The sequence below is a fragment of the Corynebacterium sp. NML98-0116 genome (assembly GCF_001767255.1).
Taxonomy (GTDB): Bacteria; Actinomycetota; Actinomycetes; order Mycobacteriales; family Mycobacteriaceae; genus Corynebacterium; species Corynebacterium pseudogenitalium.
This window is the reverse complement of sequence record NZ_CP017639.1, coordinates 2,112,307-2,130,730: the sequence shown is the minus strand read 5'-3', so window position 1 is coordinate 2,130,730 and position 18,424 is coordinate 2,112,307. Positions and strand designations below refer to the sequence as shown.

Here is an 18,424-nt window from a genome sequence, read left to right as displayed (position 1 = left end):
CACGCCCTAGTTCGAGCCGGTGTAGAGCCCGGAGCTGTCCTTGGCAAGGTTCTTCTGTGCCTGGCCTGGGCGCAGGTTCTTCAGCTCGTTGACGGAATCGATGGTCTTCTTCGGGGCGCGGATCTTCTTCAGGCTCTTCACGCCGACCAGCGCCAGGATGCCCGCCAGGGCGATCATGATGGCGAAGACGATCAGGAACGCCCAGCCGCGGTGCATCCAGGAGGACAGCATCTCGGCGAATGCGAAGAAGAGGAAGAAGGAGGAGTACAGGGCGATAACACCCGCGACGCCCAGGAGGCCGCCGCCGACGGCGCCCTTCTTGGCCTCGCCGATGACCTCGGCCTTGGCCAGCTCAATCTCGCCGCGAACAAGCGTGGAAACCTGCTCGGAGGCGTTCGAAATCAACGTACCGATGGAGTCCTTGCCCGGGTGGGTGACATCGGTGTCGTGCAAAGGAATCGAGTTAACCTTTGCGGACACTGCGGACGTTCCACTGGTGTACAGACCTTCGTTGCTCACTGTATGTTCAACCTTCCTGCGATTATTGAATGCACTCAACCCTAGCAACCATTGATGGGATTTGTCGCACACCCTCAGGGTCTAGGCAGACTTATCTTTCTTAATGGCCTTCGCCAGCAGCGTCCCTGCCACGGCTAACGCGGTCACGCCCGCGATGACGGACGCCCCGATCCCGACTTCTTTTGCGTTCGGCATCTGGATCAGCGGCTCCGGGTTTTTGAACGTTTGCACGTCCCAGCCCTCCGCCTGTGCGTGCTTGCGCAGCGCCCGGTCCGGGTTGACGGCGACGGGGTTGCCAACCAGCTCCAGCATGGGGATGTCGGTGGCGGAGTCGGAGTAGGCGTAGCTGCGATCCAGGTCGTAGCCGTGTTCGGCGACGAATTCGCGGATGGCTTCGGCCTTGGCGTCGCCTTTGAGGTAGCGGGTGATGCGGCCGGTGAGGGTGCCGTCGACAACCTCGACCTCGCTGGCCACAATCATGTCGATGCCCAGCTCCTTCGCAATCGGCGCCACCAGAATATTTGCCGACGCCGAAATAATAATGACGTCGTGGCCGAGCGCGCGGTGCGCCTCGATGAGCTCGCGGGCCTCCGAGTAGATCGCCGGGGTGATCACGTTGTGCATGGTCTCAGTGGTCACAGCGGTGACATCCTCGACGCTCCAGCCGGTGATCATGTTGGCCAGGTTGTCGCGGGTGGTGTCCATCTTTTCGCTGCTCTGCCCGATGAGCATGTAGGCGGCTTTGGTCAGGTAGAGGTCCAGCGCTTCCTGGCGTGTGATCATGCCGTTGTTCAGGAACTCTTTGCCGAACGCGAACACGGACGACGTGGCGATGATCGTCTTATCCAGATCAAAAAACGCCGCTACCGGTGCCGAGTTCGAAGCCATGTGGCACATTCTAACGCCACATACACGAACATGTTGGGCTGTGTAGCGTCTTATCCACAAAAGGAGGTTGAACGTTCAGGCAGCACGGGAGTTATCCACAGGCGCGTTCCAAATCGTTGTGGGGCGGTTGTGGCGTGGGTGATGCTCGAAGCCATGAGCACGCACAACATCACCATCGCCGTCAACGACGCGGCACTGCACCCCGAAGCCATGCACCTCGCGGCGGCAACAGGTATGCCCGTCACCGACCTCAGTAGCGCCGAGCCGGCGGAGGTCGCCCGCCGTTGTGAGCAGGCCTTCGCCATACTTATCGACGCCCACTTCGCCACCCACCTGCCACCCGCGGTACTGCGCCGCCCGAACTGTTTCGAGCTCGGCCAGCAGCGCGGCGCCTACGACGTCCCGGACCAGTCCGGGCAGCTGCTGCGCGCGCTCGGGGCGCTGCGGACACCGAAGGAGCGGGGTCGGGTGATCGGCGTGGTCGGCGCTTCCGGCGGCGTGGGGGCCTCGACGTTTGCGGCGGCGTGCGCCAGGGCCGCGGCCCCGTCGACCCTGGTTGATGGGCACGCGCACTCCGGCGGGCTGGACCTGCTGCTCGGTATCGAGGAGGAGATCGGCGCGCGGTGGGGCGAGATCGCGATCGGGGAGGGCGCGGTCGCCCGCGAGGACGTGCGCCGTGCGCTGCCCGCCACCCCGGACGGCGTGGCGGTGATGACGTGTAGCAGGGAGGCCTCCGGCGCTGGTTTCGGGGATGATGTGGAGGATCTTGAGGCGCTGGTGGAGGTGCTCGGCACCGGCGGGGTGACCGTGGTGGACGCCCCGTGCGCGCAGCTGCCCGCGCGCTGCGACGTAGTGGCGATCCTGGTCGCCCCGCAGGTCAGGGCGGTGTCTGCGGCGGCGCAACTGGTCGCCCAGTGCGAGCGAGCAGGACTGCGGCACGTGCTGGTGGTCAGGGACATCGGGTGGGCTGGCATCGGCGTGGACGAGATCGCTGCGATTGCGGGTTCGCGGGTGGTGGCCACCATCGGCCAGGTGCGCGGGCTGACGAAGCGCGTTGAGCAGCGCGGCCTGCCGCAGCGGTTGCCTACTGGGCTTGCGAAGGCGGCGAAGGCTGTGCTCGAGGAGGTGGCCTAGTGGATCAGGACTTGTTACTACGCGTGCAACGCCGCATGGCCGACGAGCCCGGGGAGGTCGACGCCACCCGGCTTGCGGCGCTGATTCGCGAAGAGGCCGTCGTTATCAGTGACGTGGACGTGCTGGCGGCGATGCGCCAACTTCGCGACGACACCTCCGGCGCCGGGCCCCTGGAGCCGCTGCTCGTCGGTGGCGGGGTGACCGACATCTGCGTCAACGCCCCCGACCGCGTGTTCGTGGACCGCGGGCACGGCCTCGAGCGCAGCGAGATCCGCTTCGACTCCGAGGAGTCCGTGCGCCGTCTGGCCACGCGCCTCGCACTGCGCTGCGGGCGCCGCCTTGACGACGCCCAACCCTACTGCGACGGACATTTCCGCAGGCCGGACGGCTCGATTATCCGCTTCCACGCGGTGCTGGCGCCCACGGCCGTGGCGGGTACGTGCCTGTCGCTGCGCGTGCTGCGCACCACCACCGCGACCCTCGACGAGCTGGTGTCCAGCGGCACGATGGACGAGGAACGCGCCGAGATGCTGCGCGAGATTGTTCGGGCCCGGCGCGCCTTCGTCATCGTGGGCGGGACGGGTTCGGGCAAGACGACGTTGCTCTCCGCGATGCTTGCGGAGGTGGCGTCGCACGAGCGGATCCTGGCGATCGAGGACACCCTGGAGCTGACCCCGAACCACCCGCACGTGCTGAACCTGAATACGCGGGCGGTGAACACGGAGGGCGCCGGCCAGGTCACGATTGCGGATCTGGTTCGCCAGTCGTTGCGGATGCGCCCGGACCGGATCGTGGTGGGGGAGATCCGCGGGGCGGAAGTGACGGACCTCCTCGCGGCGCTGAACACCGGTCACGAGGGCGGTGCTGGCACCTTGCACGCCAACGCGATCGAGGAGGTCCCGGCCAGGTTTGAGGCGCTCGCCGCGCTCGGCGGGATGGGGCGCGACGCCCTGCACGCGCAGCTTGCGCCAGCGCTGGACACGGTGATTGTGATGCAGCGCCGCCCCGACGGCCGCCGCGTCCTGCACCAGATCGGCGTCTTGGAGGGCAACCCGGTGACCACGCGAGTGATTTGGCAGCGGCCATGACGTACCTGTTCGCATTCGCGGCCTGTGCGGCCTGGACGGGAGGGGTACCCGCGCGCCGGATTCGCTCGCGCGCGGTGTCCTGGGGGTGGGTGCCGCCGGTGGCGCTCGCGGTGGCGCTGCTGGTCATCGTGACGGATCGTGCGGCGGTGGTCATCGCTGCAGCGCTCGTCGGGGCGACGGCACTCTACGCCTACTCGCGACGCCGCGCCGGGCAGGCGTTGGTGCGGCGCCAGGAGGCGGCCTCGCAGTTCCTCGGCCACATCAGCGCCAGCCTGCAGGCAGGTTCCTCGCTTCTCGACGCCACGCTGCGCGCCACCGACCAACTCCCCGACACCACCCCCACCGACCTTCGAGCCGACGCCTCCCTGTTCTGCCACGTGCTACGCACAGGCGACGCCGCAGGCCTGCGCACCCCGGAGCTGTCCCGCGTGGAGGCCCTGTGGCGGGTCGGGGTGCAACGCGGCGTGCCGATCGCCTCCCTGGTTTCCGCCGCCCGCGAGGAGATCGACGCTGCGCTGCGCCACCGCGCCGCCACCGCCGCGGCGCTGGCCGGACCGAAAACGAGCGCGGTGGTGCTCTCCCTGCTCCCCCTGGCCGGGATCGGGATGGGTGCCGCGATGGGGGCGCGCCCGCTGCACTTTTTGGCCGGGACCAACCTGGGCGGGGTGCTGCTCATCGTCGGCACCGCGCTGGTGGGGGCCGGTTTCTGTACTTCACAACACATCATCGAAAGGGCAACCCAATGAGTACGTTTGTTAGCGCTGTATGTATCGCTGGCGCGATGGTCGTCGCCGGACACAGCCCGCGCGGCCGGGTGGGGCGCGACGTGCCCCGTGCGCCGAAGAGCCCGCGGGACGGGCCGTCGCCAAGCCCCGGCAGGAGCGCAACCGACATCCGGCTCTTCGCGGCGTGCTGCCGCGCAGGCCTGCCGGTTGCAGCCGCCGCGGGCGCAGTGGCCGACACCCACGGCGAGGGCCCAAGCCCCTGGCACACCGTGGCGGCGCTCAGCGCACTCGGGGTCGACCCGACACGCGCCTGGGCGGAGCTACACGCGGTGCCGGGCGGGGAGGAGCTCGCGCACCTGGTGGCTTTATCTAATGCCACGGGTGCAACCCTCGCCGCGGGTTGCGAGCGCATCGCGGTCAGCCTGACCGCAGACGCCGCCGACCACGCCACCGCCCGCGCCGAGCGCGCCGGGGTGCTCATCGCACTCCCGCTGACTGCCTTCTTCCTGCCGGCGTTCTTCGTCCTCGGCTTGGCGCCCGTGGTGGTCAGCCTGGGCCAAACCCTGTTTTAAAACACCAACAACTAATAAGGAGATAAAAATGTCTATGAATCTTGTTCACGCTGCAGCTGCCCGAATTATCACGCGCATGCAGGCGAAACTATCCAACGACGACGGGCTTTCGACCATCGAATACGCCTTTGGTACTTTGGCTGCCGCGGCCCTTGCCGGGGTGCTCTACATGGTGGTCACCAGCAACGGCGTCTCCGACGCCATCGAAGGCGTGATCACCGACGCGCTGACCAACAAGCCGGGCTAGCCCATGAACACCATCGAGGCAGCGCTCTCCCTGAGCGCCCTGGTGGTCGTCGCCGGTGTGATCGTGGCGGCGCTGGCCGCGATGGGCGCCTACATCTCGGCGGTGGACATCGCCGGGGCCGCAGCCCGCGCGCACGCCATCGGCCTGGACTACGACCCGCCCGCCGGGCGCGTGACCACCCAGGAACGCGGCGGCATGGTCACCGTGACCGCCCGCGTGCGCGGCATGGAGGCCACCGCCGTCTTCCCAACCGAGTTCGGAGGCTAGACATGCTTGGTCAACTCCGAAGCGACGAAGGCTCCGCATCTGTCACCACGGCGGGCATCATCGCCGCGGTGACCGCGCTGGCTCTTGCGGTTGCGGCGGTGGTTGCCGGGGTGGCGAACACCCATCGGGCGCGCGTCGCCGCCGACCTCGCAGCTGTCGCCGCGGCCACCGCCCTCTACCAAGGTGTCGAGGCCTGCTCCACCGCCAACGACACCGCCCAGGCCAACGGTGGAAGCGTCGACACGTGCGAGGTTGACGGGCCGGACGTGCAGGTCAGCGTGCGCGTCGGCCGGGCCGTGCAGAAGGCGCGCGCCGGGCCGGTCTAGCAGGTGAGTGGCGTCTCGTCGTGAGCATCTCAGTGCGCGTGTGGTCTGTGCGCCAGTTAGACGGACGCGAGTTTTTGATTGACTAGTGCGTTGAGAGAAATTCCCTCTGTTTTAGCGGCGATAACCAACCGCCGATGCAGCGACGGAGACGTGCGCACGTTGAACTTCCCCGAATAGTTACGACTCCCCAATGGCACGGGAACCACCTCGCCGGAGGCCTCCATGTCTTCGACAACCTCAGTCACAAGATCAATCAAACCGCGCTCGGCCTGGTGCCGATCTGCATCCAGCCAAGACAATGAGGGGAACTCAGCCACGGTCGCCACGTACTCCTGATCTTCTTCCGACCAGGAGACTTGATAGGTGTACTTATTGATGTCCATGCTGGCTACTCCGATTCACTCTTCTGCGTGCCTAGTTTCTCAATTGCTTCGAGAACCTGGTTCACTTGATATGGCTTGGCCTTGCCCTTCGCATTTTGAATATTGACACGAGGGTCACCCGGCCACGGGGTCTTGTAGGTTTGAACATCGATTATTTTATGAGGAAAAGCATATATCGGCGCGGGTAAGAAGCCCTTGAACTTATTTAGGTTTTGGTTCGCAATATTTGTCCCAGACGGCGCGATCCACAATTCTTCATTATTCCCGACATTCCTTGATGGACACGTACCCTTCCCGTTCGTCCCCGGGAAGGCATAGTGGCTGCTTTCCGAAATTCTCTCTTCGCTCATTGATGGAAAAAACAAATTGCGAAAACCGGGGAATGATCTGCGTCGATGGGAATGAATCTCTCAAGGCGTACGTGATATCCCAGCCCGCGTCATACCATTGAAATCTATCGAATTGGTCTTTCCAGCGCGGGCGCTGATGAAAGCTATCGGGTTTCTCGAGAAAATTATCCTGAAATTCCCTCGTCCACTCAAGGATTTCGTTTCCTAAAGCTGGCTTAATCCCTATCTCCTCAGGAAGATAGAACCCTAGGTTTTTAGGCTCAGAGACTACTAGTTCTTTAGACGGCCATAAAGAGCTTGGATGGCTATACTCTGGACGAAGCAGAATTTTTCGAGAGGACATAAACTACAGTATCCCAGCTTTACCGCCAGAGAAGCGGAAGATCTGTGATACACCCTGCTCAATCTGGTCAGGCGCCGCTCTATCCGGTGAGCAGCACCCCAAGTGCCGCGAGCGCCGCCAGGACGCACGGCACAACCTCCGCCTTGCCGATGTCCTTGGCAGTCCACCGCTTTCCGCGACGCGCGCTCAGTGGGAAGTACACTGCGCGGGCCAGCGCCAACACCAGTACCGCAACCATCCACCAACCGAACCCAACAAGGACGGTATATACGACCATCACCACGATTGCCACCACGTGGTAGCCGATACTGAACGCCAACATGGCGCTGCTGCCGCGGTCACGCACCATTGTCTTGACCAGCGGCACCGTCCCGGTGAAGTAGAGCGCCAAAAACGTCGTCGCGACGATCGCCGGGCTGGACCAATCAGTCGGCAACCCGGCTAGGTGCGCGATCACCGCGACCAGTAGTGCGGAGGCGACCGTCGTCGCTGCGCCACTGGCCAGCGAGCGCGGTCTGCGTTGCAGTGTTTCCCACACAGCGATGCCGACCAGTGGGGCGTAGCACCACGCCCACCTGAGCACCGACGGATCCTGCATGACCACGATCGCTACCGCGACCAGGGAGATCGCTCCGTAGGTGAGTACTGGCGGCATGTACTGGCGGCGCCGCTCCACAGTGCGTGCCCGGGCCGCCTGGCCGAACGTGAAGAACGCGCAGTATCCGATAAACCACGCAATCAACAACCACACGATCGCGGCCGGGAAGCGCTCGGTGCCGAACGCGACGCCGAGGGTCCCCACAATGGCGGGGGTGAGCGCCATTGCCCACGCGCCGTGCTGGTTTGGGATCCACATGCGGAGTGTGCGTTTATCCATGCCCCGCAGTGTATCAATCAAAAGGACTATGATTAAGCTGAAAACCAGTAACCCCGGCGATTTACTCCTACTTTCGTAGTGCAGGGATCGTTCCGGGGCTTTCGAGGTAAAGGATAGCATTTCCGCTCGCTAGGGGCTGTGATGGATTTTGGTGCGTGCTGCGCCAAGGTGTGCACCAAAATCCCGCTTTTCGGGATGGCGCCGTGGCGTTTCCCCAGGTCGCGACCCCTGCGCAAAGGGATTTGGTGTCACCCCAGCAGAACCGAGTGACAAAGGACGCAACCCACTTTTTGCGACCTGGGCTTTTGCCGGATTCGGCCGACCGGATTGCGTCCTTTGTCACTCGCTCCCCGATCTATGCACCAAATTCCCGGTTTTCTGCGTCCACGGATGACGCCTTGCTCAGGAGCCCCAACACCTTCAGCGCCGCCTGCTTATCCAGCGGCTGATTCCCGTTGCCGCACTTTGGAGACTGGATGCAGGACGGGCAGCCGTGCTCGCACGGGCAGGACTCCACTGCGCCGTAGGTGGCGGTGATCCACGTGTGGAAGCGGGCGAAGCCTTCGTCGCTCATGCCGGCGCCGCCGGGGTGGCCGTCGTACACGAACACTGTGGGCAGCAGTGTGTCTTGGTGGAGGGCCGTCGATACGCCGCCGATGTCCCAGCGGTCACACGTGGCGATGAGCGGCAGCAGCCCGATCGCCGCGTGCTCCGCGGCGTGCAGCGCGCCGGGCACCTCGCCCGCGCTGATGCCTAGCGAGTCCAGCACCAGGGGGTCGATCGTGTAGGCCACCGCTCGGGTCTCCAGGTGCTGCGCGGGCAGGTCCAGTGGGATGTGCTCGCTGACTGAGCCGTCCGCCAGGCGGACAACGTAGCCGGTGACGCGGTCGGTGACCTCGACGTCCACGCTGGCCACCCACACGCCCTTCGCCAGCTGGTGGGTCTCGTGGGCCTCGCCCAGGATGCGGATGTCCGTCGTGGAGCGGGCGCGGGTGGTGTAGTCGGGCTGCGCGGGCTCCACGAGCGCAACGTAGTCGTCCAGGTTGAGTTCCTGCACCACGAAGTGCTCACCCTGGTGCACATACACGGCGCCCTCGTGGACCTGGGTGAGGGCGCGGGCGGCATCGATGGTGCCCAAAAGGCGACCGTCGCTGACGTCCACGATCATCACCTCGGCGCCAGCACCGCCGCGGATAGAGACGGTCACCTCCGCGTCAGGTGCGGGGAACCAGCCGCGAGGGCGCTTGCGCAGCAGGCCCTCCTCGCACATTTGCTCCACCACGTCGTGGGCGCCGAAGTCGTCGACGTCCTTCGAGGTCAGCGGGCGCTCGTGTGCTGCGTGGTAGAGGTGGCCGCGCAGGATGTACGGGTTCGACGGGTTGAACACGCTGCGCTCCACCGGGCGTCCCAGCAGCGCCGCGGGGTGGTGCACCAGGAAGGCATCCATCGGCTCGTCGCGGGCAACGAGCACCACCAGTGAGCCCTGCCCGCGGCGTCCCGCCCGGCCCGCCTGCTGCCGAAACGACGCCACCGTACCCGGATAGCCCGCCATCACCACGGCGTCGAGCCCGCCGACGTCGATTCCCAGCTCGAGCGCGTTCGTCGTGGCCATGCCCAGGATGTCGCCCTCGTCCAGGGCGCGCTCCAGCGCACGACGGTCCTCCGCCAGATAGCCCGCCCGATACGCCGCGATCCGCCGCGCGAAATCCGGCCGCCCCGCAGCACTCAAGTCCTCCTGCGCGCGCATCGCCACAATCTCCGCCGCCGGCCGCGAGCGCACAAACGTCAAGGTCCGCGCCCCCTCACGCACCAACCAGCCCATTATCGACGCCGCCTCCGTCGTCGCCGCGTACCTCACCGGGGCGCCGTGCTCACCCTCCGCGCCCTCGATGAAACCCGGCTCCCACAACACCACGGTGCGCTCGCCCGTCGGCGCCGTGTCCACATCCACCGCCCGAACCGGCCTGCCGCACAACAGCTCCGCGTGCTCCGCCGGGGCCGCCGACGTCGCCGACGCAAACACCAACGTCGGCTCCGAACCGTACGCGCGGGCGAGGCGAAGCAGGCGTCGAAAAACGAGGGACACATTGGCGCCGAACACCCCTCGATAGGTGTGCGACTCATCCACCACGATGAAGCGCAGGTGGCGCAACAGGCGCGCCCACCGCTCATGCGAACCAAGGATGCTCGCGTGCAGCATGTCAGGATTCGTGAACACAAACCGCGACTGATCCCGAATCGCGCGCCGCGCATCAACCGGCGTATCCCCGTCATACGGCGCCGGCGTAATCCCAGGCAGATCCTTCGTCAAGGCAAGTGTCGCCTGCAACTGATCCGACCCCAACGCTTTCGTCGGCGTGATGTAGAGCGCACACGCCCGCTCGTCCGCCGCCAACGCAGACAGCACCGGCAGCTGATACCCCAACGACTTACCTGACGACGTCCCCGTCGCCACCACAACGTCCTCACCCCGCCAGGCCGCCTCGGCGCACTGCTGCTGATGGCGAAACAACCGCTGCACACCGCGCTCCTCCAGCGCGTGACGCAGCGCCGGATGCACCCACTCGGGCCACTCGCCGTACTCCGCCGGGCGCGCCGGAATCTCCTCCACGTGCGTGATCGTGGAGTGGGGGAACTGCTCGCGAAGCCCGCGAACGAGCTCGCCCCCAAAAGAACAAAAATCCTGCTTCATGACACAGCAAAGTATGCCAGTTTGTGGCACACTGGTTGGCAGTAACAAATTTTGTGCGCGCCTTCAACGGTGCTCGCGAGGGATTGTTTACGCGGGCGCCAGGACATCAGCCCTGGTGGACGGCTTCATTTATCCATCTTTTGAAAGGGAACACACCAATGGCTACAGGCATCGTGAAGTGGTTTAACGCAGAAAAGGGCTTCGGCTTCATCGCTCCCGACGACGGCTCCGCCGACGTCTTCGTCCACTACTCCGAGATCCAGGGCAGCGGCTTCCGCACCCTCGAGGAGAACCAGAAGGTCGAGTTCGAAATCGGCGAGGGCGCCAAGGGCCCACAGGCCCAGCAGGTCACCGCTCTCTAATCTATATAGGTGCATGCCCCGGCTTCGGCCGGGGTTTTTGCTTTGCGGGTGTTGCCCGCGCACCAAATTCCCTTACGCGAGGGTTGCGACCTGGGGAAACGTTGCCGGTTTCTCTCGAAAGAGGGAATTTGGTGTCAGGCTCGGGGCAGTAGACACCACATTCCTGCACTCAGCATCCGTGACCTGGGGAAACGCCGAGGGCCCTTGGTGAAAAGCGGGAATTTGGTGCACGTGGCCCATGATGCACCCCAGAATTCGGCGTTATACTTGCACGTATGAAACTTAGCGCACGTAATCAGATCAAGGGAACTATCACCGCTATCGAAGAAGGCGCAGTCAACGCGATTGTGCATATCGAGGTTGCAGGCGGTTTGACCATTACTTCCGATATCACCAAGGCGTCTGTTGAAAACCTTGGTCTCAAGGTAGGCCAGGAGGCATATGCCGTGATCAAGGCGTCCGATGTGATGGTGGGCGTCGAGTAGGACGTTTTGCTGAGCAAGCAGCCCCGGTTTCGGCCGGGGCGTTTGCATGCCTGCACCAAATTCCGGCAGGGTACGCGACCTGGGGAAACGTCGAGGGGCCTTGTTGAAAAGCGGGAATCTGGTGTCAGGCTTGGGGTAGTAGACACCAAATTCCTACACTCAGCATCCGTGGCCTGGGGAAACGCTGAGGCCCCAGTGCAAAACAAGGAATTTGGTGCGCAGCGCAGGGCAGGGTAGGGCAGCAGGGCAAGGCAGCAGGCGCACAGCCAAGACCTACACGGCGGAGACGCCGCGCCGGACGTCGAAAAGTTCGAAGATGTAGGACTGAATGCGCTGCATGATCCAGCCAACGAGGGCGCCGAGGGCGATGCCGACGATCATGCCGAGGAGGGGGAAGTCGGAAAGGAGGGAGCCGCCGGCGTAGCCGAGGCCGACGGAGAGGCAAGCCCAGATGATGACGCCGATGGTGTCGTAGAGGAAGAAGGCGAACCAGTTGTAGCGCACGCTGCCCAGCACGATCGTGGCAACCCAGCGTGCCCAGGGTAGGAACCTGGCGACGAGGACGGTGATGCCGGCGCCGCGGTTCATGTTGCGGCGCACCCAGTCGATGGCTTGGCCGGCTTTGGAGTTGGGGTCGAGGCGGTCGACGACGTGGATGAGGCGTCCGCCGAGGAGGAAGCAGATGTTGTCGCCGATGATGCCGCCGATGATGGCGGCGGCGATGATGCCCCACGCGTTGGGGACGCCTTGGGATGCGGAGAAGGCGCCGGAGAGGTTGAGGACGGTTTCGGAGGGGATGAGGGGGATCAGCGCGTCGCCGAGGATGAGGAGTACGACGAGTGGGTAGAAGAGGGGTGTGCCCATCAGGGTGTGGAGGAAGCCGATGAGGGAGTCGATCATCTGGGGTTTTACCTCCTTGGGTGCCCGATGGTGCTCATGGGGGTTCAGTGTAGTTGGTGGGGGTGAAAACGAGGAGTTGTAAGGTTGCTATTTAATTGTCTGATACAACTTATGTGAGTTAACGAACATAGTTCTTGAAGTGAGGTGTCACGAAGCGTGGCTGAAGACGGCAAGACCCTCGTCATCGTGGAGTCCGCGACGAAGGCGAAGAAGATCCAGAAGTATCTGGGAAGTGACTACATTGTGGAAGCTTCCGTGGGGCACATTCGTGATCTTCCGGGCCGTGCTGCTGACATCCCTGCGAAGTACAAGAAGGAACCGTGGGCGAAGTTGGGTGTGAATCCGGAGTCTGGGTTTGCACCTATATATGTTGTCAGTCCTGACAAGAAGAAGAAGGTCACCGACCTGAAGGCGAAGTTGAAGCAGGCGGACAGGCTGCTGCTGGCGACAGACCCGGACCGTGAGGGTGAGGCGATCGCGTGGCACTTGCTTGAGACGTTGAAGCCGAAGGTGCCGGTGGAGCGCATGGTGTTCAACGAGATTACGGAGTCGGCGATTCGGGAGGCTGCGGAGAATACCCGTGAGCTGGATATGGATCTTGTCGACGCCCAGGAGACCCGTCGCATCCTGGACCGGTTGTATGGCTACGAGGTCTCTCCGGTGTTGTGGAAGAAGGTCATGCCGAGGTTGTCGGCGGGTCGTGTGCAGTCGGTGGCGACGCGCGTGATTGTGGAGCGTGAGCGTGAGCGCATGGCGTTTATCCCGGCGGAGTACTGGGATGTGACCGCGACGTACGGCGGGGGCACCGCGTTTGATGCGAAGCTTGTAGCGATTAACGGTTCGCGGATTGCGCAGGGGAAGGACTTTGATGATCGCGGTCGGCTGAAGGGGTCGGCTGAGGGGATTGTGGTCGTCGATAAGCAGGTGGCGGAGGAGCTTGCTGGGGCGCTGAAGGGCACCTCGATGACGGTGAGCAGCGTGGAGGACAAGCCGTACAGCCGCAAGCCGTACGCACCCTTTATGACGTCCACTCTGCAGCAGGAGGCCGGGCGGAAGTTGCGCTTTACGTCGGCCCGTACGATGCGTATTGCGCAGCGCCTGTACGAGAACGGCCACATTACGTATATGCGTACGGACTCGACGTCGCTGTCCCAGCAGGGCTTGTCGGCGGCGCGAGCTGCGGCGACGGAGCTGTACGGCGCGGAGTACGTGGCGGACAAGCCGCGTATCTACGACCGGAAGGTGAAAAACTCGCAGGAAGCGCACGAGGCGATCCGCCCTGCTGGTGAGCGTTTTGCTACGCCGGGGCAGCTGTCGAAGGTGCTGGACGCAGAGGAGTTCAAGCTCTATGAGCTGATTTGGCAGCGCACGGTGGCCTCCCAGATGGAGAACGCCCGCGGGAACTCGACGAAGGTGACGGTCGCGGGCGACTTCGATACCGAGTTTGCTGCGACCGGCCGCACGATTACGTTCCCGGGTTGGCTGCGCGCCTACTCGGACACCCGCGACAGTGAGACGCACTTGCCGCAGCTCACCGCTGGCGACGAACTGCCGACCACCGCGATTTCGGCGGATGGACACTCCACGAACCCGCCGGCGCGCTACACGGAGGCGAGCCTGGTGAAGAAGATGGAGGACTTGGGGATTGGGCGTCCGTCGACGTATGCGTCGATTATTAAGACGATCCAGGACCGCGGCTACGTCTTCTCCCGCGGCAACGCGCTGGTGCCTAGCTGGGTGGCGTTTTCTGTGGTTGGGCTGTTGGAGAACAACTTCGACGCCCTGGTGGACTACGACTTCACGTCCTCGATGGAAGACGAGCTTGATGAGATCGCGCACGGCAACGAGGACCGCACCCGCTGGCTGACTAGCTTCTACTTCGGCGACGCCGACGCCAGCGACAACACCGCTGAGGCGATTGCGCGTCGCGGTGGTCTCAAGCACATCATTGAGGACAACCTCGAGCGTATCGACGCCCGCCAGGTCAACTCGCTGAAACTCTTCGACGACGCGGAGGGCCGCGCCGTCAACGTGCGCGTGGGCCGCTACGGGCCGTACATGGAACGCCAGGTGGGTGTCACCGCCGAGGGCGAGCCGGAGTACCAGCGCGCCAACATCCCGGAGGCGACCACGCCTGATGAGGTCACCCTGGAGCTGGCGGAGAAACTGTTCGCCACCCCGCAGTCGGGCCGTGAGCTGGGCGTGAACCCGGCCAACGGGCGCACGGTGGTGGCCAAGGAGGGCCGCTTCGGCCCGTACGTCACGGAGCAGCTCGGCGACGACGAGCTGGAGAAGGCGCAAGCCCACGCCGAGGAAATCATCGCCGAGGAGCGTGCCGCCGAGGACAAGCAGCGCGCTGAAGAAGGCAAGCGGAAGAAGAACTGGGACACCAAGACTGCCGCGAAGCAGAAAGAAAAGCGCATGACCGAGCTCGTCGACGAGCAGCTCAAGCCCGCGACGGCGTCTCTGTTCCAGTCGATGGACCCGGCCTCTGTCACGCTTGAGCAGGCGCTGCAGCTGCTGAGCCTGCCGCGCGAGGTGGGCGTCGACGATGGGGAAGTGATCACGGCGCAGAACGGCCGCTACGGCCCGTACCTGAAGAAGGGTTCCGACTCGCGCTCCCTGGCCAGCGAGGAGCAAATCTTCAGCATCACGCTGGACGAGGCACGCCGCATCTACGCGGAGCCGAAGCGCCGCGGGCGCGGGGCGGCGAAGGCGCCGCTGAAGCTGCTCGGCGACAACGACGTGTCCGGCAAGCCGATGTCCATTAAGGACGGCCGCTTCGGACCGTACGTCACCGACGGCACTACCAACGCGTCCCTCCAGCGTGGCGATACCCCGGAGACCATGACGGACGAGCGCGCGAACGAGCTGCTGTCCGCGCGCCGGGCCCGCGAGGCGGAGAACCCGAAGCCAGCCAAGAAGGCCGCGCGCAAGACCACGCGGAAGAAGGCAACGAAGAAGACGACGCGCAAGAAGGCGACGAAGAAGGCCGCGAAGCGCTCGTAAGCGGGGCGGCTAGTAGCGGTCCGCCAGAGTGGAGCGCACCGGGCGGGCCAGCTGCGTCATGCGGTTGCGCCCGCGCAGCTCCACGGACTTCATGAGCGTCCAGCGCTGCTGCTCGACCTCGTTGGCGGCGCGCAGGGTTGCGGCGTTGGTGAGCACGCAGCCCGGGGTGTCCTTGGCCAGCTCGGTGAGGCGGGCGGCGGCGTTGACGGCGTCGCCGATCACGGTGTATTCGAAGCGGTCGGAGCCGCCGATGTGGCCGGCGACCACGTGCCCGGAGGCCACCCCGATGCCTGCCTGCAGTTCCAGGCCCGCCAGTTCGCGGCGGAGTTCGCGGGCGGCCTGGAGGGCGTGGGAGGCGGCGTCGTGGATGGAGACGGGCGCACCGAACACGGCCAGCGCGGCGTCGCCCTGGAACTTGTTGATCACGCCCTTGTTGCGGTGCACCACCTCAACGACGATCTCGAAGAAGTTGTTCAGCGCGGCCACGACCTGCTCCGGGGTGTGGTTGACGGCGAAGGTGGTGGAGCCGATCACGTCGATGAATACGACGGCCACGCGGCGGTCCTCCCCGCCGAGCTCCGGCTTCTCCTCGAGCGCCTTCTGGGCGACCTCGGTGCCGACGTAGCGGCCGAAGATGTCTCGGACGCGCTGGCGCTCGTTGAGGCCGCGCATCATCTCGTTGAACCCGGCTTGTAGTACGCCGATTTCGGAGCCGTCGTAAATGTCGACCTGGGTGTTACGCTCCCCGCGGCGCACCTTATTGATGGCTTCCTGCAGCTCCTTGATGGGGTCCACCACGCTCATGATGGCGAACGCAGTGCCGATGAAGCCGGTGGCCAGTGCGGTGAGCGTCAGCGCGAGCACGGCAGGCATGAGCTCGCCGGGGCGGTTGTAGAAGAAGCCGTGGCGCTGCGCGAAGAACAGGGCGAGCACTCCGAACATTGGCACGGCGGAGGTGGTGAACCACGTCAGGTATAGGCGGTGCTTGATCGGCGGCTCCAGGGTGGAGTCCTCGAAGCGCCGCGCGAGTGCCGACGCCGCCACCGGCCGCACCAGGCGCTCTGCCTGCAGATATGTCATCACGGCAGTGACGAAGCACGCCAGCGACGTAGACCCTAAGGTCACGATTGCCAGCTGGTGGTCGATGCGCCAGGCGGCCACAGTGATGATCATGATGCCGATGGCCCACACCCCGACCACGATCACGGTCTGCAGCACCGGGATGCGCATGACCAGGTTGCGCACCATGTTTGGGTCGTGGTCATCGGGACTGAGCTGCCACTCCAGCACCGGCCGGAACAGGAAGAACGTGACCACGATGCCTACGAAGATGGCAAAGCAGAAGTAGGCCGCGCCGAGGAAACCGAGGCTTTCGTCGTGAATGTTGAGCTGCTGCACCTCCCGCATGGGGATGAGGAAGCGCACGAACAGCATGATCAGCACGGCGCCGACGACGTTGGTTCCGAGCACAGTTGCGGCGTAGAGGGGCCACGAGGTGCCCCACAGCCATTTGAAACTGCGCCAGAATCGTTCCATGCTGTAACACTTTAGCGGGTTTTCGCCCTGCTGTACGCTTGGGGCTTGTGCCTACCGTGAGTCAATTACTTGCCGACGCCCCCTCCGTCCAGCAGGTCATCATGAACGCTGCCGCGGCCGCCCGGGGAATCGGCGACGCGCGCGCGATGACGCACTCCTGGCTGTTCACGGGGCCTCCCGGTTCGGGGCGTTCCAACGCGGCGCTCGCGTTCGCGGCTGCGCTGGTGTGCACGGACCCAGACGAGATCGGCTGCGGGCGCTGCAAAGGCTGCCGCGACGCGCTGTCCTCCCAGCACACCGACGTCATGCACGTGGTGCCCAAGGAACTCACGATTAAGGTGAAGGAGACCCGCGAGTACATCGCGCAGGCCGCCCGCATGCCGACGGTCGCCCCCTGGCGCGTCCTCATCATCGAGAACGCCGACCGCCTCGGCCAGGACGCCTCCGACGCGCTGCTGAAAACGGTGGAGGAGCCCCCAGCCCACACCGTCATTATTCTGTGCGCGCCGTCGACGGACCCGGAGGACTTCTCCCAGACGCTGCGCTCCCGCTGCCGACACCTCTATATCCCCGCGCCCTCCGAGGACGAGGTGGTGCGCATCCTGATGCAGGAGGAGGGCGCCACGGAGTCCGACGCTCGGCTTGCCGCCGCCACCACCCTGCGCCACGTGGGCCGAGCGCGACGAATGGTCAACGACAAGTCCGTGCAGATCCGCCGCGCCCAAGCCATCAACCTTGCCGAGCTTGTCTTCCACGGCGCCCAGGCCTTCCAGGCCGTCGCCTCCCTGGTGAAGGCCACGGAGAAAACTGCCGTCGAGGACTACGCCGAGGAGGACGCCGAGGAGCGCGCCAAACTTGAGCAGGCCCTCGGCGTCGGCGCGAAGGGCAGGGGAGCGGCGAAGGCGCTGCGTGGGGCGTCCGCCTCCGTCAAAGCGCTCGAGGCGAGCCAGAAAGCGCGCGGCACCCGCCGCAAGCGCGACGTCTTCGACCTCATCCTCGTGGACCTCGCCGGTATCTACCGCGACGCCCTCGCCGTCCAGTCCGACGCCCAGGTCTCACTGACCCACCCCGACTTCCAGCCGCTGGCCGCCGAACTCGCCGAGAAGGTCCGCCCCGAGGGGCTCGTGGCGTGCCTCGACGCCATCGCCCAATGCCGACTGCGCCTCCAACAGCAAGTGAGCCCCGTCGTGGCGTTCAACGGGATGCTCGGCCACATCCGCCTCGCCTGCGAAGCCCGCTGACCTGGTAGTTTCGTGGATTCTTGGCGGTGCTGTAATATTGTGCAGCGTTGCCACCTTAGCTCAGTCGGCAGAGCGTCTCACTCGTAATGAGAAGGTCGCGAGTTCGATTCTCGCAGGTGGCTCAGGGAAAACCCCAGCTAGAACACGGTTTTAGCTGGGGTTTTGTTATGCGCGGGTGTCAAAGCCCATCGTCTCCCGTACCAGCGCGTTCGTTGGAATTATTTCAGATGACCACTTCGACGACTTGGTAAAACGTTACGAGAAAGCGCAGAAAGCCTGGGCCGGGACCAAAATAGTTCGCGGAACCGGGAACCTTTTGCAGTCGAACCGGTCAGCGACAGCGTGCCCTGCTACGAAACCTTAGCGTGACTTATATTCATAGGTATAGGGCACATTTAGCGTGCTTTCTGGTGTGTGGTAGGTCTCGCCCATGTATCGCCGCCCTCTTTGCTCACTCCCTGTTTCCACCACTGCAGATGC

19 protein-coding genes and 1 tRNA gene are annotated in these 18,424 nt (G+C 64.6%); 12 read left to right on the top strand and 8 right to left on the bottom strand.

Annotated elements, in window-relative coordinates:
• Nucleotides 1-6: 6 nt before the first annotated feature.
• Nucleotides 7-519, bottom strand: coding sequence for a phage holin family protein (locus BJP05_RS09845; protein WP_070363251.1), 513 nt, complete (start codon nt 517-519; stop codon nt 7-9).
• A gap of 81 nt (nt 520-600) precedes the next feature.
• Entirely contained in the window at nt 601-1,407 is an 807-nt protein-coding gene (locus BJP05_RS09840; protein ID WP_070363250.1) for an HAD family phosphatase, read from the bottom strand.
• A gap of 153 nt (nt 1,408-1,560) precedes the next feature.
• Between BJP05_RS09840 and BJP05_RS09835 the strand changes: the two genes are divergently transcribed.
• The 7 genes from BJP05_RS09835 to BJP05_RS09805 all read left to right on the top strand — a co-directional run bounded on the left by BJP05_RS09835 (nt 1,561) and on the right by BJP05_RS09805 (nt 5,766).
• The gene (locus tag BJP05_RS09835) at nt 1,561-2,541 is read left to right on the top strand and encodes a hypothetical protein (protein ID WP_240492753.1); all 981 of its coding nucleotides are present in this window, start codon (nt 1,561-1,563) and stop codon (nt 2,539-2,541) included.
• On the top strand, nt 2,541-3,629 hold the full coding sequence (locus BJP05_RS09830) for a TadA family conjugal transfer-associated ATPase (RefSeq protein ID WP_145945276.1): 1,089 nt from the start codon (nt 2,541-2,543) through the stop codon (nt 3,627-3,629). The genes BJP05_RS09835 and BJP05_RS09830 overlap by 1 nt, the downstream gene beginning before the upstream one ends.
• Nucleotides 3,630-3,703: 74 nt before the next feature.
• On the top strand, nt 3,704-4,375 hold the full coding sequence (locus BJP05_RS09825; protein ID WP_145945275.1) for a type II secretion system F family protein: 672 nt from the start codon (nt 3,704-3,706) through the stop codon (nt 4,373-4,375).
• Nucleotides 4,372-4,926, top strand: coding sequence for a type II secretion system F family protein (locus BJP05_RS09820; RefSeq protein ID WP_070363247.1), 555 nt, complete (start codon nt 4,372-4,374; stop codon nt 4,924-4,926). The genes BJP05_RS09825 and BJP05_RS09820 overlap by 4 nt, the downstream gene beginning before the upstream one ends.
• A gap of 34 nt (nt 4,927-4,960) precedes the next feature.
• On the top strand, nt 4,961-5,173 hold the full coding sequence (locus BJP05_RS09815) for a DUF4244 domain-containing protein (RefSeq protein ID WP_070363246.1): 213 nt from the start codon (nt 4,961-4,963) through the stop codon (nt 5,171-5,173).
• Between the two features lie 3 nt (nt 5,174-5,176).
• The gene (locus BJP05_RS09810) at nt 5,177-5,440 is read left to right on the top strand and encodes a hypothetical protein (RefSeq protein WP_070363245.1); all 264 of its coding nucleotides are present in this window, start codon (nt 5,177-5,179) and stop codon (nt 5,438-5,440) included.
• Nucleotides 5,441-5,442: 2 nt separating this feature from the next.
• On the top strand, nt 5,443-5,766 hold the full coding sequence (locus tag BJP05_RS09805) for an Rv3654c family TadE-like protein (RefSeq protein WP_070363244.1): 324 nt from the start codon (nt 5,443-5,445) through the stop codon (nt 5,764-5,766).
• A 56-nt stretch (nt 5,767-5,822) separates the two neighbouring features.
• On the opposite strand, the gene BJP05_RS09800 is transcribed toward BJP05_RS09805, so the two are convergent.
• The 4 genes from BJP05_RS09800 to BJP05_RS09785 form a co-directional block, all read right to left on the bottom strand.
• The gene (locus tag BJP05_RS09800; RefSeq protein WP_070363243.1) at nt 5,823-6,149 is read right to left on the bottom strand and encodes a type II toxin-antitoxin system HicB family antitoxin; all 327 of its coding nucleotides are present in this window, start codon (nt 6,147-6,149) and stop codon (nt 5,823-5,825) included.
• Between the two features lie 5 nt (nt 6,150-6,154).
• Nucleotides 6,155-6,499 (bottom strand): hypothetical protein, encoded by a 345-nt coding sequence (locus tag BJP05_RS11490; RefSeq protein ID WP_240492752.1) that lies wholly within the window; start codon nt 6,497-6,499, stop codon nt 6,155-6,157.
• Nucleotides 6,500-6,921: 422 nt separating this feature from the next.
• Complete coding sequence (locus BJP05_RS09790; RefSeq protein WP_070363242.1) at nt 6,922-7,719, bottom strand: YwiC-like family protein; 798 nt, start codon at nt 7,717-7,719, stop codon at nt 6,922-6,924.
• A 355-nt stretch (nt 7,720-8,074) separates the two neighbouring features.
• On the bottom strand, nt 8,075-10,411 hold the full coding sequence (locus BJP05_RS09785; RefSeq protein ID WP_070363241.1) for a DEAD/DEAH box helicase: 2,337 nt from the start codon (nt 10,409-10,411) through the stop codon (nt 8,075-8,077).
• Between the two features lie 158 nt (nt 10,412-10,569).
• Between BJP05_RS09785 and BJP05_RS09780 the strand changes: the two genes are divergently transcribed.
• Together BJP05_RS09780 and BJP05_RS09775 are read left to right on the top strand one after the other, a co-directional pair.
• Nucleotides 10,570-10,773 carry a cold-shock protein gene (locus tag BJP05_RS09780; protein ID WP_070363240.1) on the top strand — a complete coding sequence of 68 codons (204 nt, stop codon included), beginning with the start codon at nt 10,570-10,572 and terminating at the stop codon, nt 10,771-10,773.
• Nucleotides 10,774-11,048: 275 nt separating this feature from the next.
• On the top strand, nt 11,049-11,258 hold the full coding sequence (locus tag BJP05_RS09775; protein ID WP_070363239.1) for a molybdopterin-binding protein: 210 nt from the start codon (nt 11,049-11,051) through the stop codon (nt 11,256-11,258).
• Between the two features lie 273 nt (nt 11,259-11,531).
• On the opposite strand, the gene BJP05_RS09770 is transcribed toward BJP05_RS09775, so the two are convergent.
• Complete coding sequence (locus BJP05_RS09770) at nt 11,532-12,158, bottom strand: DedA family protein (RefSeq protein ID WP_070363238.1); 627 nt, start codon at nt 12,156-12,158, stop codon at nt 11,532-11,534.
• Between the two features lie 156 nt (nt 12,159-12,314).
• On the opposite strand from BJP05_RS09770, the gene topA reads away from it, so the two are divergent.
• Nucleotides 12,315-15,167, top strand: a complete 2,853-nt coding sequence (gene topA / locus BJP05_RS09765; protein ID WP_070363237.1) for a type I DNA topoisomerase — start codon at nt 12,315-12,317, stop codon at nt 15,165-15,167.
• A 9-nt stretch (nt 15,168-15,176) separates the two neighbouring features.
• Here the strand turns inward: topA and BJP05_RS09760 are convergent, their stop codons facing one another.
• A complete protein-coding gene (locus tag BJP05_RS09760; RefSeq protein WP_070363236.1) occupies nt 15,177-16,703 on the bottom strand; it encodes an adenylate/guanylate cyclase domain-containing protein in 1,527 nt (508 codons plus the stop codon).
• Between the two features lie 47 nt (nt 16,704-16,750).
• On the opposite strand from BJP05_RS09760, the gene BJP05_RS09755 reads away from it, so the two are divergent.
• Nucleotides 16,751-17,944: a DNA polymerase III subunit delta' gene (locus BJP05_RS09755; RefSeq protein WP_256365690.1), complete on the top strand. Its 1,194-nt coding sequence runs from the start codon at nt 16,751-16,753 to the stop codon at nt 17,942-17,944.
• A 49-nt stretch (nt 17,945-17,993) separates the two neighbouring features.
• Nucleotides 17,994-18,066 (top strand) — tRNA-Thr (locus BJP05_RS09750).
• The last annotated feature ends 358 nt before the right edge of the window (nt 18,067-18,424 follow it).